Origin of the sequence: Phycicoccus sp. M110.8 (assembly GCF_032464895.1) — a bacterium.
In the GTDB taxonomy this organism is placed as follows: Bacteria; Actinomycetota; Actinomycetes; order Actinomycetales; family Dermatophilaceae; genus Pedococcus.
Genome location: NZ_JAWDIC010000001.1, coordinates 973,500 through 987,820, shown reverse-complemented (window position 1 = coordinate 987,820; position 14,321 = coordinate 973,500). Strand labels below are relative to the sequence as shown.

The following is a 14,321-nucleotide window of genomic DNA, read 5'->3' as shown; positions in this document are numbered from 1 at the left end:
CGCGACGTCGAGCCACGAGCCACCGGCCACCAGCCACCGACTCCCGAACCACAGAGCCACCGAGACCGGCGAAAGTCCCTCCTCCATGCCCCTCGCCCTCGCCGTCGACTTCGGGTCGACCTTCACCAAGGCCGCCCTCGTCGACACCGGCGACGGCCGGCTCGTGGCGACGGCCTCGACGCCGACGACCATCGGCACCGACGTCCTCGACGGCTACCGGGCGGTCCTCGGCGAGCTGGCCCGGCACGGCACCCCTGACGAGGTCGTCGCCTGCTCCAGCGCCGGCGGCGGCCTGCGGCTCGCGGTGGTCGGGTACGAGCGCGACGTCACGGCCGAGGCGGGCCACCGGGTCGGGCTCAGCGCGGGGGCCCGGGTCGAGCACGTGGCGGCTGGGCGGCTCGACGGCGCCGGGGTCGCCGCGTTGCGGGCCAGCCGGCCCGACATCGTCCTGCTCGTGGGCGGCACCGACGGCGGCAACGCCGACGTGCTGCTGCACAACGCGACCCGCCTCGCCAGGGCCCGGGTCACGGCGCCCGTCGTCGTGGCCGGGAACGCGGACGCCGCAGACGAGGTCGCCGCGGTGCTGGCCTCGACCGGTCGCACCTTCACGGTCACCGACAACGTCCTGCCCTGGATCGGCGTCATCGCACCCGACGCGGCGCGGGCGGCGATCCGGGCGGCCTTCCTGCACCACGTGATCGGCGGCAAGGGCCTGTCCCGCGGGCCCGAGTTCGGCCGCCTGGTGCGCGCCGCCACCCCCGACGCCGTCCTGAACGGTGTCGAGGTGCTGGCCGACGCGGTCGGCGGCGACGTGCTCGTCGTCGACATCGGCGGGGCCACGACCGACGTCTACTCCGTCATCACGCCGCAGGGCGAGGACGCCGGCCTCGCCAAGGACGTCGTCGCCCCCCTGTGGCACGCCCGCACCGTCGAGGCCGACCTCGGCATGCGCTGGAACGCCGAGGGCGTCGTCGCCGCCGCCGCCCGGGAGCACCTGCCGCTGCCCGAGGGCCTCGAGGCGTATGCCGCGCAGCTGGCGGCCGCCCCCGGCCACCTGCCGGTCGACGACCGCGAGCGGGGGCTCGACCTCGCCCTGGCCCGGACCGCCGCGGTGGTCGCCGTGCGGCGCCACGCGCGTCCGCCGGCCCCCGGCAGCAGCCCGCGTCCCCTGGCGGACGTGGCCGTCGTCGTGGGGTCCGGGGGCGTGCTCCGGCACGCCCCGGAGGTGGACCGGGACGCCGTGCTGGCTGCCGTCGCGACCGACCACGCCGGCGGCTGGAAGGTCCCGCGCGGGGCGCGGGTGGTGACCGACACGGCATACCTGCTCGCGGCGGTGGGGCTGCTCCGCGAGGAGCACCCGGAAGCGGCTCGGGCGCTGGCCTCGACCGTTGTCGGTGGTCGGGCCTAGCGTCGGGCCATGGCCGACGACACCGCTGTCCCGATCCCGCCGAAGCCGCTGCTCGACCTCGTCATCCTCGACTGCCCCGACGCGCTTGAGCTTGCGAGGTTCTACTCCGAGGTCCTCGGCTGGCCCCTGGAGGACGGCTCCGACCGCGACTGGTCGACCCTCGTGCCGCCCGGCGGGGGCCTGTCGCCGGAGAACCCCGATGGGCGTCCGGCGCTGGCGTTCCAGCGCATCGACGACTTCGAGACCCCGACCTGGCCCGGTGGTGCGCACCCGCAGCAGTTCCACCTCGACCTGTGGGCCGGCGACATCGACGCGGCCGAGCCGGCGGTGCTGGCGGCGGGGGCGCGGGTGCACGACCACCAGCCGTCGGAGACGGGCACCTTCCGGGTCTACACCGACCCGGCCGGCCACCCGTTCTGCCTGATCGGCCGGGCCACGAAGGCCGGCTGAGGCCGCGATCGGGGACCGGGGGAGGCGAAAATGGGTCGAACGAGCGCCCTGCACCGGCCTACGCTCGAACGATGAGCGCGCCCGCCATCGAGGCCGAGCACCTCGTGAAGACCTTCGGCGACACCCGGGCCGTCGACGACGTCAGCTTCGTCGTGCCGCAGGGGACGGTGCTGGGCCTGCTCGGGCCCAACGGCGCCGGCAAGACCACCACGGTCCGGATGATGACGACGCTCACCGAGCCGACGGCGGGCACCGCCCGGGTCGCCGGGCACGACGTGCGCACCGACCCCGACGCCGTGCGCCGCTCCATGGGTCTCACCGGCCAGGCGGCCACGGTCGACGAGCTGCTCACCGGGCGCGAGAACCTGCGCCTCATCGGGTCGCTCTACGGCCTGTCCTCCTCCTACGTGCGCGGCGCGACCCGGGACCTGCTCGAGCGCTTCTCGCTCACCGACGCGGGGGACCGCGTCGTCAAGACCTACTCGGGCGGCATGCGGCGGCGGCTCGACCTGGCCGTCAGCCTGATCGCGACGCCGCCGGTGCTCTTCCTCGACGAGCCCACCACCGGCCTCGACCCGCGCAGCCGGGTCGAGCTGTGGGAGGTGCTGCGGGGCCTCGTCCGCGACGGGACCACGCTGCTGCTCACGACCCAGTACCTCGAGGAGGCCGACCAGCTCGCCGACCGGATCGTCGTCGTCGACCGCGGCCGCGTCATCGCCGAGGGGACGGCGCTCGAGCTCAAGGACCGCAGCGGGGCCGCGGCGATCGTGCTGACCGTGTCGCGCGCCGAGGACCTCGCTGCCGCCGAGGCGCTGCTGCGCGCCCACGTCAGCGAGGTGCACGTCGACCACGGGGCGCGCCAGCTGACCGCACCCGCCGGGGGGCTGCGCGACATGACCCGGATCGCGGCCGTCTTCGAGGGCAGCGAGATCGAGCTCGACGACCTCGGGCTCAAGCGGCCGAGCCTCGACGACGTCTTCCTCAGCCTCACCGGTCACCGGGCCGAGGACGGCGAGTCCCGCCATGACGAGGAGGTCGTCGCATGAGCACCGACACGGGGGTCCGCCGGACCGCCAGCGGCCTGGCGAGGCCGCAGATCCAGCGCACCGGCCTGCTGCGCCAGTCCCTCGCGATCACCAGGCGCAACCTCATCCACATCAAGCGGATGCCCGAGATGCTCATGGACGTCACCGTCCAGCCGGTGATATTCGTGCTGCTGTTCGCCTTCGTCTTCGGCGGTTCGATCGCCGTCCAGGGGTCGCCCGCGGGTTACCGCGAGTGGCTCATGGCCGGGATCATGGGCCAGACCATCGCCTTCGCCTCGTTCATCGTCGCGGTCGGCCTCACCGCCGACATCGACAAGGGCATCGTCGACCGCATGCGGTCCCTGCCGATCCACCCCTCGGCAGTCCTCGTGGGCCGGAGCATCTCCAGCCTCATGCACTCGAGCATCGGCATCCTCGTCATGTCGCTGACCGGCCTGTGCGTCGGCTGGCGCATCCGCGGCGGCTTCGTCGACGCGGTCCTGGCCTACCTGCTGCTCCTCCTGTGGGGCTTCGCGATGATCTGGGTCGGGATCCTCGTCGGCTCCGCGATGCGCTCGGTCGAGTCGGTGAACGGGCTCATGTTCACGACGATGTTCCCGATCACCTTCCTGGCCAACACCTTCGCCCCCAGTGAGCGGATGCCGCACTGGCTGCGGGTCATCGCCGAGTGGAACCCGATCTCCGCCCTGGTGCAGGCCGTCCGGCAGCTCTGGGGCAACGCCGGCCCCGCGGCCGCGGACGCCCAGCCGCCGCTGCACCACCCCGTCCTCACCACCGTGATCTGGACGGTGGGACTGACCCTCGTCATGGCGCCGCTGGCGATCCGGGCGTTCAACCGCAGGGTGCGCGACTAGCGTCCCCGCCGGGTGGTCCGGAGGGCGTCCGGCGGGTACTAGCCTGCTCGCCATGGCACCACCGATGCTGTCCGTCTCCCTGGAGGACATCCGCGCTGCGCAGGACCTGCTCAGCGGGGTCGTCCGCCCCACGCCCCTCGAGTACAGCCGGGCCCTCACCGATCGGGTCGGCTGCGAGGTCTTCCTCAAGTGCGAGAACCTCCAGCGCGCCGGGTCCTTCAAGATCCGCGGTGCGTACACCCGGATGGCGCGGCTCTCCGACGAGGAGAAGGCGCGCGGCGTGGTCGCGGCGAGCGCCGGCAACCACGCCCAAGGCGTCGCCCTCGCCGGGCAGCTGCTCGGCATCGACGTCAAGGTCTACATGCCGCACGGCGCCCCGATGCCCAAGCTGCTCGCCACCCAGGCCTACGGCGCGACGATCGAGCAGGTCGGCACGACCATCGACGAGTGCCTGGTCAAGGCGAGGGAGTGGGAGGCCGAGACCGGTGCGGTGCTGATCCACCCGTTCGACCACCGCGACATCGTGGCCGGCCAGGGCACCGCGGGGCTCGAGATCCTCGACCAGTGCCCCGACGTCAAGACGATCGTGGTCAGCACCGGTGGCGGCGGCCTGCTCGCCGGCATCTCGGTCGCGGTGAAGTCGGCCCGTCCCGACGTGCGCGTCATCGGCGTCCAGGCCGAGCAGGCAGCGGCCTACCCGCTCTCGCTCGCGGCAGGCAAGCCGGTGCCCTACGAGCGCATGCAGACGATGGCCGACGGCATCGCGGTCGGCATGCCGGGTGACGTCCCCTACGAGCTCGTCCGCGACCTCGTCGACGCCATCGAGACGGTGAGCGAGGAGGAGCTGTCCCGGGCGCTGCTGTTCGTCCTCGAGCGGGCCAAGCTCGTCGTCGAACCGGCGGGGGCCGCTGCCGTCGCGCACCTGCTCGGCCGGGCCGGCCAGCCGGTCGACGGACCCGTCGTCGCCGTGCTGTCCGGCGGGAACATCGACCCGCTCCTGCTGCTGCGGATCATCCGCCACGGCATGGCCGCCGCCGGCCGGTACCTGCAGTTCCGCGTGCGCGTGTCGGACACCCCCGGCCACCTGGCCCGCCTGCTGGCCGACTGCGCCGCCGTCGACGCCAACGTCCTCGAGGTCGAGCACATCCGCACGGGCACCACCATCCGCGTCGACGAGGTCGAGATCGGCCTGCAGCTGGAGACCCGGGGTCGCCAGCACTGCGAGGAGGTCCTGCGCACGCTGCGCGGCAAGGGCTACCAGCTGAAGTTCGGCTGATGGTGGCCACCGTCGACGGCCCGGGCGCCCACCCGGGGGCTGCTGCCGGTCGGGTCACCCGGCTGGTCCGCGAGTCCGACGCCGAGCGCCTGGCCGAGCTGCTGGTCGCCAACCGCGAGTTCCTCGCGCCGACCGCCCCCGACCGCCCTGCGTCGTACGCCACGGTGGAGGGCCAGCGGGCCCTCGTCGCGACCCGGCTCGCCGAGTACCGGGAGGGAACCCGGCTGCCCCTCGTGGTGCTCGACGACGGGGGCGAGGTGGTCGGCCAGATCACGCTCAACGAGATCGTCCGCGGGCCGTCCCAGTCGGCCAACGTCGGCTACTGGCTCTCCGAGCACGTCGGCGGTCGCGGGCTAGCGACGGCCGCGCTGCGCGAGGTCGTGCAGGTCGCGTTCGACGAGCTGGGGCTGCACCGGCTCCAGGCCGGGACGCTGCTGGACAACGTGCGCTCGCAGCGGGTGCTGCTCAAGGTGGGCTTCACGGTGATCGGTGACGCACCGGCATACCTGCACATCGCGGGGCGCTGGGCCGACCACCGCCTCTTCCAGCTCGTCGACGACCGCTGACCCGCCGGGCGCGGCCGCGCGCGGCCACCCGCTCGTCTGCTCGCACACCCGCGTCCCACTGCGCGCGGATCCGCTCTGCGCGCAGTGTCACGGTCGTCTGTGCGCAGACCTGCGGCCGGGTGCGGCCCGGGCACGACGAAGGGGCCGCCCCGGTCGCGGGCGGCCCCTTCGGTGGTGCAGGTGCTGGCGGGGTCAGGCGCCGTAGGGCTTGGCGGCCGTGACGGTGACCTCGATGGTCTTGCCGTTGGGCGCCTCGTAGGAGGCGGTGTCGCCGACCTTCTTGCCGTTGATCGCCGCGCCGAGCGGGGACTTCTCGCTGTAGACCTCGAGGTCGGAGCCGTCCGCGATCTCGCGCGAGCCCAGCAGGAAGGTCATGTCGTCGCCGAACATGTCGATCGTCACGACCATGCCGGGCTCGACGATGCCGTCGTCCGCGGGCTTGGTGCCCACGACGGCGTTCTCGAGCAGCTGGGTCAGCTGGCGGATGCGGGCCTCCATCTTGCCCTGCTCCTCCTTGGCCGCGTGGTAGCCGCCGTTCTCCTTGAGGTCGCCCTCCTCGCGCGCCGCCTCGATGCGCTTGGCGATCTCGGTGCGGCCTTCCCCGGAGAGCTGGTCCAGCTCGGCCTTCAGGCGGTCGAAGGCGTCCTGGGTCAGGTAGCTCGCGGTGGGGGTCGCGGTCTCGCTCACGGTGTTACTCCTTGGCTGGGGTCCCGCCCGGCGCGGTGTCGGCCGGGGTGCGGGGTGCTACGCAATGCGGCCCGGACCCTCGCCACGCAGGTGACAGGAGGTCCAGACCGCTCGGTGAATGGACAAGTCTACCGCGGCGCCGTCCGAACGGTCCATTTCGTGCCGTCCCGGGCGCCGTGCCCGAGGGTATGCCGAGCGGCTGCGTCGCGTCCGCGATTTCCGTCCGGTCGGACGGGAAACCCGCTGGTCAGGACGGGTCGCAGCTCTTGACCGTGCCCGTGACGGCACGGGTCGCGGTCCGGACGACGACCACCTGGTGCACCGACCGCTCGCTGGACGCCGGGACACGGACCTCCAGGGTGCCGACGACGCCGAAGGACTGGTCCAGCGCGTTGACCTGGCAGGTGACCGCCTCGCCCGACGGGCGGTGCACGTCGAACTCGACCCGGACGCTGCGGTCGTCGACGACCTTGTAGCCGGTGTCGACCCACGTCACCCGGCCCACCGAGTTCGCCAGCCCGAGCCAGACGGCCAGGGCCGTGGCGAGGCCGATGCCGACGATGCCGACGACCCACCAGCGGCCGGTGCCGGGCGCGGGGCGGGGGAGTGGCATGACGGAGCCTTCCGGAGCGGTGAGAGGATGAGGTCAGGTGGTGTCCGCCTCGTGGCGGACACCCATTGTCCGTGATGACCCAGGAGAGGGTGACAGTGGCTGACCGGTGGCGGCTCATGGCGGTGCACGCGCACCCCGACGACGAGTCGAGCAAGGGCGCGGCGACGATGGCCAAGTACGCGGCGACGAGCGCCGACGTGCTCGTCGTGTCGTGCACGGGTGGCGAGCGCGGCGACGTGCTCAACCCCAAGCTGAAGGGGGACCCGCAGATCGAGCGCGACCTCCCGCAGGTGCGGCGGGTGGAGATGCGCAAGGCGCAGGAGATCCTCGGTGTGCAGCACACGTGGCTGGGCTTCGTGGACTCCGGGCTGCCGGAGGGCGACCCGCTTCCGCCGCTGCCCGACGGCTGCTTCGCCCTCGAGCCGCTCGAGGTGACGACCGAGGCGCTCGTCCGCGAGATCCGGCGGTTCCGCCCGCACGTCATGACGACGTACGACGAGAACGGCGGCTACCCCCACCCCGACCACATCATGACCCACACGGTCTCGATGGCGGCATTCGCCGCGGCCGGCGACCCCGAGGCGTACCCCCACGCGGGCGAGCCCTGGCAGCCGCTGAAGATCTACTACAACGCGCACAACCGGGCCAAGTACGTCGCCTTCCACGAGGCCTTCCTCGCGGAGGGCCGGGAGAGCCCGTATGCCGAGTGGCTCGACCGCTGGACCGAGCAGGACGCGCGGACGATCACCACCCGCATCCACTGCGCCGACTGGTTCGACCAGCGCGACCAGGCGCTGCTCGCGCACGCCACGCAGATCGACCCCGACGGCCACTTCTTCCAGGTGCCCCGGGACCTGCAGGTGCGGGTCTGGCCGACCGAGGACTTCGAGGCCGCCGTGTCGTACGTGCCGGTGGAGCCTGTGGAGGACGACCTGTTCGCCGGGATCGACGACGTGGCGACCGGCGACGTCCTGGCCACGAAGTCCGGGCTCGAGGTCGCCTACGACGGCCGTGTGGCGGTGTCGGCGTGAACGGCGCCCCGTCCTCGCTGGTCTCCCCGGGCCTGTGGGGCTTCGTCGCCTTCTTCGTGCTGGCGATCGCCCTCTACCTGCTCATGCGCAACATGAACGCGCGGATGCGCCGCATGTCCTACCGGGCCGAGGAGCTGCGCAAGGAGGCCGAGGCGGGGACGGACCGCAAGGCCGCCCAGGGCCCGTCCGAGGCGGACGGCCCGGCGGCCGCAACGCCCGACGAGGGCACGGCTGCCGGCGGCACGGACACCCCGCCGGGCGAGGGCCCGGACGGGCACCACCGCAGCGCCTGACGACGCGTCAGGCAGTGCGGTGGTACCGCGTCACCAGGGCGTGTGACGCCCAGTCGGGCGGTGCGGGGCCGCCTCGCGGCGGTGGTGCGACGCCTCAGGCGTTGGTGCGACGCCTCAGGCGTTGGTGCGGTACAGCGACATCGACGCGGCGATGTAGTGCACCGCGAAGGCGGCCACGGTCAGGGTGTGGAAGATCTCGTGGAACCCGAACCAGCGCGGTGAGGGGTTCGGCCGCTTGATGCCGTAGACGAGCGCCCCCACGGTGTACAGCACCCCGCCGACGGCGATGAGCGTGACGATCGCCGGGCCGCCGAAGTGCAGCAGCGGGCCCATGTAGAACACGGCCACCCAGCCGAGGGCGACGTAGATGGGCGTGTACAGCCAGCGCGGGGCGCCGACCCAGAACACGCGGAACAGCACGCCCGCGATGGCGCCGATCCAGACGATGAGCAGCATCTGGGTGGCCTGCGCGCGGGGGAGCAGCATCGCGAACGGCGTGTAGGTGCCGGCGATGATGAGGAAGATGTTCGAGTGGTCCATCCGCTTGAGCACGGCCGCCGCCCGCGGCGACCAGTTGCCGCGGTGGTAGACGGCGGACGTGCCGAACAGCAGCCACGCGGTGACCGAGAAGACGGTAGCCGCGATGCGGGCCGGCGTGTTCGGTGCCAAGGCGATCAGGACGATGCCCGCGGCGACTGCCAGGGGCACCATGCCGGCGTGCAGCCAGCCGCGCAGGCGCGGCTTGACGGCGGCCACGACGGCCTCGATCGGCCCCTGCTCGGGTGACTCCGGGCTGTGGTGGGTGGGCGTCGGGGTCATGCGGGCCATCATAACCTACGGATACGTAGGTTACTGAGCAGTAAGTTGTGAGGTCGGCCGCACGGGCAGGTCCCGGACGCCGCGACCCACGACACCGCCCCCCTGCCGAACTGCTCCGCCCCGCTGCGGGACTGCTCGGCGCAGGCCCGCGGACATGGGGGTCGTCCTGACGCACCGCCGGGGCCGGACAGGGGTAGCGTGGGATGTCGGGCGGATCCGTCGTCCCCGGACCACGTGAGGAGTCGTTGTGGCGCTGTCCGACCTCCTGTATGCGGCATACGAGCGCCGCCTGAGGCGCCGGCTCGACAAGGCCACGCTTCCCCGCCACGTGGGGGTCATGCTCGACGGCAACCGCCGCTGGGCGGCAGCGCGGGGGCACGGGACCAAGGAAGGCCACCAGGCCGGGGCGGACAACATCGCCAACTTCCTCGAGTGGTGCGAGGAGGCGCGGGTCGAGGTCGTCACCCTGTGGCTGCTCTCGACCGACAACCTCAACCGGCCCGAGGCCGAGGTCGTCCCGCTGCTGTCGATCATCGAGAACGCCGTCACCGACCTGGCCGCCACCCAGCGCTGGCGGATCAACCCGGTGGGGTCGCTGGACCTGCTGCCCGCCGAGACGGCGCGCAAGCTCAAGGAGGCCGCCGACGCGACCGCCGCCGTGCAGGGGATGACCGTCAACGTCGCCGTCGGGTACGGCGGGCGGCAGGAGATCACCGACGCGGTGCGCTCGATGCTCACCGCGCACGCGGCCAACGGCACCACCATCGAGGAGCTCGCCGAGACGCTGCAGGTCGAGCACATCGCCGAGCACCTCTACACCAAGGGCCAGCCGGACCCCGACCTGGTGATCCGCACGTCGGGGGAGCAGCGGCTCTCCGGGTTCCTGCTGTGGCAGTCGGCCCACTCGGAGTTCTACTTCTGCGAGGCGTACTGGCCGGACTTCCGCCACGTCGACTTCCTCCGGGCACTGCGCGCCTACTCCGAGCGCAACCGTCGCTTCGGCGGGTAGCCCCCGGACGAGGACTCGGCGGGCGTCCTCTCTGCACGAACGGCGGGGGACGCCCTCGGGCCAACGGGTTAACTCTGGGTGACACGCCGCGATCCTGCGCGTCGCGAGCCCGCGCGAGCCGTAGCGTCAGCGCTGACGCAGGGCACCCGTCCGGCGTTCGGGAGGTCCACCACATGGGGCGAAACCAGCTCCGGACGGAGGGCCGGACCCGGCCCATCCGTGGGTGGGCGTGGTCCCGGCACCTGGTTCGCGAGTAGGCGCACTGCGCCGGCCGGCGCGCTGTGCCGAGGAGAGACATTGGCCTCGAACGCTTCGACTCCCGACTCCACCCGTCGCGCCCGCACCGCCGCGCGCGGCACGGCGCCCGCCCAGGCCGACGCGAGCGCCACGAGTGCCGTCGCCCATCGCACACCGGCCCACCGCACGTTCGTCCTCGACACCTCGGTGCTGCTCTCCGACCCGCGCGCCATGATGCGGTTCGCCGAGCACGAGGTCGTCCTGCCGGTCGTGGTGGTCACCGAGCTCGAGGGCAAGCGGCACCACCCGGAGCTGGGTTACTTCGCCCGCCAGGCCCTGCGGCTGCTCGACGACCTGCGGGTCCGCGAGGGCCGCCTCGACGCGCCGGTGAAGGTGGGCGAGGACGGCGGCACCCTGCGCGTCGAGCTCAACCACACCGACCCGACGAGCCTGCCGGCCGGGTTCCGCCTCGGCGACAACGACACCCGCATCCTGGCGGTCGCCAAGAACCTCTCCCTCGAGGGCCACGACGTCACGGTCGTCAGCAAGGACCTGCCCATGCGGGTCAAGGCCTCTGCCGTCGGCATGCAGGCCGAGGAGTACCGCGCCGAGCTCGCCGTCGTCGACTCCGGGTGGACCGGCATGGCCGAGCTCGACGTGACCGTCGAGGAGATGGACGCGCTCTACGAGCACGGCCGGGTCGAGAACGAGGCGGCTGCCGAGCTGCCGTGCCACACGGGGCTCGTGCTGCTCTCGCCGCGGGGAAGCGGTCTGGGGCGTGTGGGTGCCGACAAGCAGGTGCGGCTCGTCCGTGGTGACCGCGACGCGTTCGGGCTGCACGGCCGCAGCGCCGAGCAGCGCATCGCCCTCGACCTCCTGCTCGACCCCGACGTCGGCATCATCAGCCTCGGCGGCCGCGCCGGCACCGGGAAGTCGGCGCTGGCGCTGTGCGCCGGGCTCGAGGCCGTGATGGAGCGTCGCCAGCAGCGCAAGGTGGTCGTCTTCCGTCCCCTGTATGCCGTGGGCGGCCAGGAGCTCGGCTACCTGCCGGGCAGCGAGCAGGAGAAGATGGGGCCCTGGGCCCAGGCCGTCTTCGACACGCTCGGCGCGCTGGTCTCGCACGAGGTGGTCGAGGAGGTCATGGACCGCGGCATGCTCGAGGTGCTGCCCCTGACCCACATCCGCGGTCGCTCCCTGCACGACGCGTTCGTCATCGTGGACGAGGCCCAGAGCCTCGAGCGCAACGTGCTGCTCACCGTGCTCTCCCGGGTGGGCCAGAACTCCCGGGTGGTGCTCACCCACGACGTCGCCCAGCGGGACAACCTGCGCGTGGGACGCCACGACGGCGTGGCAGCCGTGATCGAGGCGCTCAAGGGCCACCCGCTGTTCGCCCACGTGACACTGACCCGCAGCGAGCGCAGCCCGATCGCGGCGCTGGTCACCGACCTGCTGGAGGGCCTGGAGGTCTGAGCCCGCAGGCACGACCTTGGTGGCGCGTCGCTCTCCAGCGGCGCGCCACCGCCGCGTGCAGCACCTTCACCTCCGGAGCGCCTCGGTCAAAGGGATGACTTCTGCGCCTCATTGGTCACATCCGTCCCAGAAACCTGGGGGTAGTTGGAGTTCGCAGGCAAAGTTCGGTTAAAGTCTCGGTTTCATAACGCCAGGCCCCCGCGTCGGTCGGGCGGCATGTCCCCCCGGCATCGATGAGGCCATCCCCCCGTGGCTTCTTGGAGGAATTCGTACATGAGTCAGCCCTACCAGGGGCGGCACCGCAACGTGTCGCGCCAAGGCAGGTCAGCCTCCCGTTCCTCCGGTCTCGTCCGGGCCGTCCGTCGCCCCGCCGTGACCTCGAGCCTGCTGCTCGCAGTGGTCGCGACCACCGCGGCCGGCTACCAGGCGACCGACGGTCGCCAGACCGGCACCGCGGCGTTCACCGTGAGCAGCGAGGCGATCGAGCAGGCCAACGAGCAGTCCGACAACCAGATCGAGGACACCGCGCGCCTCGCTGCGGACCGCAACGAGACCAACACCAGCATCGCCGCCGCGCAGGAGAAGGACCGCGTCGCCGCCCTGGCCGCGCAGGCCGCGGCCGAGAAGGCCCGTCGCGACCGCGCCGAGCAGGTCGCCCGTGACAAGGCGCGCCAGGCTCTGGAGGCCAAGAAGCAGGCGCTGCTGGCCAACGCCCAGAAGGACCCGCGGGCCGCTGCCCGCGCCCTGATGGGCGACTACGGCTTCGGCGACGGCCAGTGGAGCTGCTTGGACAACCTCTGGATGGGCGAGTCGGGCTGGCGCTACACCGCCACCAACTCCTCCTCCGGCGCCTACGGCATCCCGCAGTCGCTCCCGGGGTCGAAGATGGCCACCGTCGCCGACGACTGGCAGACCAACCCGGTCACCCAGATCAAGTGGGGCCTGCAGTACATCAAGTCCTCCTACGGCACTCCCTGTGGCGCGTGGAGCGCCTGGCAGAGCCGCAGCCCGCACTGGTACTGAGCCACCACCCCGCACCTCGACGAGGGCCGCACCCACCGGGTGCGGCCCTCGTCGCGTCCCGCACGGGTGTGCCGTGGCGTCAGCGCGGCGGGCGGGCCATACGCAGGACGTCGAGGGCCTCGTCGAGCTGCTCCTCGGTGAGCTCACCGCGCTCGACGTGCCCGCGCTCGACGACGATGTCGCGGATCGGCCGCCGCTCGGCGATCGACTGCTTGGCGACGGCCGCGGCCGCCTCGTAGCCGATGAAGCGGTTGAGCGGGGTCACGATCGACGGCGACCCCTCGGCCAGCTCGCGCGCCCGGTCCCGGTCGGCCGTGATGCCGTCGACGCAGCGGTCGGCCAGCACCCTGGTGGCCGCGGCGAGCAGTGACGCCGACTCGAGGACGGTCCGCGCCAGGACGGGCAGCATCACGTTGAGCTCGAAGGCGCCGGACGCCCCCGCGAGGGTGGCCGTCGTGTCGTGTCCGATGACCTGGGCGCAGACCATGAGGGTCGCCTCGGGCAGGACCGGGTTCACCTTGCCGGGCATGATGCTCGACCCCGGCTGCAGGTCCGGCAGGTGGATCTCGCCGAGCCCGCTGCGGGGGCCCGAGGACATCCAGCGCAGGTCGTTGCAGATCTTGGTCAGGCTGACGGCCACGACCCGCATGGCGCCGCTGAGCTCGACGACCGCGTCCTGGGCGGACTGCGCCTCGAAGTGGTCGGCCGCCTCCCGGAACGCGACCCCGGTCTGGGCGCTGACCCGCTCGATCACGGCGGCCGCGAAGCCCGGCGCGGCGTTCAGGCCGGTGCCGGCCGCCGTCCCGCCGAGGGGCAGCTCGGCCGTGGCCTGAGCGGCGACGAGCACCCGCTCGGCGCCCAGCTCCACCTGCCGGGCGTAGCCGCCGAACTCCTGCCCCAAGGTGACCGGCACGGCGTCCATGAGGTGGGTGCGCCCGGCCTTGACGACGTCTGCGAACTCCGACTCCTTGCGGCGCAGGGCGGTCGCCAGGTGGAGCAGGGCCGGGGCGAGGTCCTGCGTCGCGGCCAGGGTGGCGGCGATGCGCAGGGCGCTGGGGAACGTGTCGTTGCTCGACTGCCCGGCGTTGACGTGGTCGTTGGGGTGGACCTCGAGGCCCGTGGCGAGGTGTGCGAGCCGGGCGACGACCTCGTTGACGTTCATGTTGGTCGAGGTGCCCGAGCCGGTCTGGAACACGTCGATGGGGAACTGGTCGTCGTGCTCGCCGGCCGCCACCTGGCGAGCGGCGGCCGCGATCGCCTGCGCCCGGTCCTCGTCCAGCACGCCCAGCTCCGCGTTCACCTCGGCGGCGGCCGCCTTGAGCTGGGCCAGGGCGTGGACGACCCCGGCGGGGACGGGCTGGCCGGAGATCGGGAAGTTCTCGACCGCCCGGGCCGTCTGCGCCCCCCACAGGGCGTCGGCCGGGACCTCCACGTCCCCCATCGAGTCGTGCTCGGTGCGGGTGCGCGGCTTCTCGGCGTCGTCAGGTGCGGTCTGGGCGCGGTCGTGGGCACTCGGCATACCCCCATCATGTGCGTCCC

The 14,321-nt window shown here is 72.7% G+C and carries 15 protein-coding genes; 11 read left to right on the top strand and 4 right to left on the bottom strand.

What is annotated here, in order from left to right:
* The first annotated feature begins 85 nt into the window (after nucleotides 1-85).
* From RKE38_RS04620 to RKE38_RS04595, 6 genes are all read left to right on the top strand, one after another.
* Nucleotides 86-1,408 (top strand): glutamate mutase L, encoded by a 1,323-nt coding sequence (locus tag RKE38_RS04620; protein ID WP_316006271.1) that lies wholly within the window; start codon nucleotides 86-88, stop codon nucleotides 1,406-1,408.
* Nucleotides 1,409-1,417: 9 nt separating this feature from the next.
* Nucleotides 1,418-1,858: a VOC family protein gene (locus RKE38_RS04615; protein ID WP_316006270.1), complete on the top strand. Its 441-nt coding sequence runs from the start codon at nucleotides 1,418-1,420 to the stop codon at nucleotides 1,856-1,858.
* Nucleotides 1,859-1,929: 71 nt separating this feature from the next.
* Entirely contained in the window at nucleotides 1,930-2,904 is a 975-nt protein-coding gene (locus RKE38_RS04610; RefSeq protein WP_316006269.1) for an ATP-binding cassette domain-containing protein, read from the top strand.
* Nucleotides 2,901-3,758: an ABC transporter permease gene (locus RKE38_RS04605; RefSeq protein ID WP_316006268.1), complete on the top strand. Its 858-nt coding sequence runs from the start codon at nucleotides 2,901-2,903 to the stop codon at nucleotides 3,756-3,758. Before RKE38_RS04610 ends, RKE38_RS04605 begins: the two co-directional genes overlap by 4 nt.
* 52 nt (nucleotides 3,759-3,810) lie before the next feature.
* A complete protein-coding gene (ilvA, locus tag RKE38_RS04600; RefSeq protein ID WP_316006267.1) occupies nucleotides 3,811-5,034 on the top strand; it encodes a threonine ammonia-lyase in 1,224 nt (407 codons plus the stop codon).
* On the top strand, nucleotides 5,034-5,600 hold the full coding sequence (locus RKE38_RS04595; RefSeq protein ID WP_316006266.1) for a GNAT family protein: 567 nt from the start codon (nucleotides 5,034-5,036) through the stop codon (nucleotides 5,598-5,600). The genes ilvA and RKE38_RS04595 overlap by 1 nt, the downstream gene beginning before the upstream one ends.
* A gap of 192 nt (nucleotides 5,601-5,792) precedes the next feature.
* Here RKE38_RS04595 and greA read toward each other — a convergent pair whose 3' ends face one another.
* Nucleotides 5,793-6,287: a transcription elongation factor GreA gene (gene greA / locus RKE38_RS04590; RefSeq protein WP_316006265.1), complete on the bottom strand. Its 495-nt coding sequence runs from the start codon at nucleotides 6,285-6,287 to the stop codon at nucleotides 5,793-5,795.
* Nucleotides 6,288-6,534: 247 nt separating this feature from the next.
* Complete coding sequence (locus tag RKE38_RS04585; RefSeq protein WP_316006264.1) at nucleotides 6,535-6,900, bottom strand: DUF4307 domain-containing protein; 366 nt, start codon at nucleotides 6,898-6,900, stop codon at nucleotides 6,535-6,537.
* 116 nt (nucleotides 6,901-7,016) lie between these two features.
* On the opposite strand from RKE38_RS04585, the gene mca reads away from it, so the two are divergent.
* Complete coding sequence (mca, locus tag RKE38_RS04580) at nucleotides 7,017-7,931, top strand: mycothiol conjugate amidase Mca (RefSeq protein WP_410055451.1); 915 nt, start codon at nucleotides 7,017-7,019, stop codon at nucleotides 7,929-7,931.
* Entirely contained in the window at nucleotides 7,928-8,224 is a 297-nt protein-coding gene (locus tag RKE38_RS04575; RefSeq protein ID WP_316006262.1) for a hypothetical protein, read from the top strand. The genes mca and RKE38_RS04575 overlap by 4 nt, the downstream gene beginning before the upstream one ends.
* Nucleotides 8,225-8,338: 114 nt before the next feature.
* On the opposite strand, the gene trhA is transcribed toward RKE38_RS04575, so the two are convergent.
* On the bottom strand, nucleotides 8,339-9,043 hold the full coding sequence (trhA, locus tag RKE38_RS04570; RefSeq protein ID WP_316006261.1) for a PAQR family membrane homeostasis protein TrhA: 705 nt from the start codon (nucleotides 9,041-9,043) through the stop codon (nucleotides 8,339-8,341).
* Nucleotides 9,044-9,290: 247 nt separating this feature from the next.
* On the opposite strand from trhA, the gene RKE38_RS04565 reads away from it, so the two are divergent.
* The 3 genes from RKE38_RS04565 (at nucleotide 9,291) to RKE38_RS04555 (ending at nucleotide 12,782) form a co-directional block, all read left to right on the top strand.
* Entirely contained in the window at nucleotides 9,291-10,052 is a 762-nt protein-coding gene (locus tag RKE38_RS04565; protein WP_310150263.1) for an isoprenyl transferase, read from the top strand.
* 468 nt (nucleotides 10,053-10,520) lie between these two features.
* Complete coding sequence (locus RKE38_RS04560) at nucleotides 10,521-11,759, top strand: PhoH family protein (RefSeq protein ID WP_410055450.1); 1,239 nt, start codon at nucleotides 10,521-10,523, stop codon at nucleotides 11,757-11,759.
* Between the two features lie 273 nt (nucleotides 11,760-12,032).
* Nucleotides 12,033-12,782 (top strand): hypothetical protein, encoded by a 750-nt coding sequence (locus RKE38_RS04555; protein WP_316006259.1) that lies wholly within the window; start codon nucleotides 12,033-12,035, stop codon nucleotides 12,780-12,782.
* Nucleotides 12,783-12,861: 79 nt separating this feature from the next.
* On the opposite strand, the gene RKE38_RS04550 is transcribed toward RKE38_RS04555, so the two are convergent.
* Entirely contained in the window at nucleotides 12,862-14,301 is a 1,440-nt protein-coding gene (locus RKE38_RS04550) for a class II fumarate hydratase (protein ID WP_316006258.1), read from the bottom strand.
* Nucleotides 14,302-14,321: the final 20 nt, after the last annotated feature.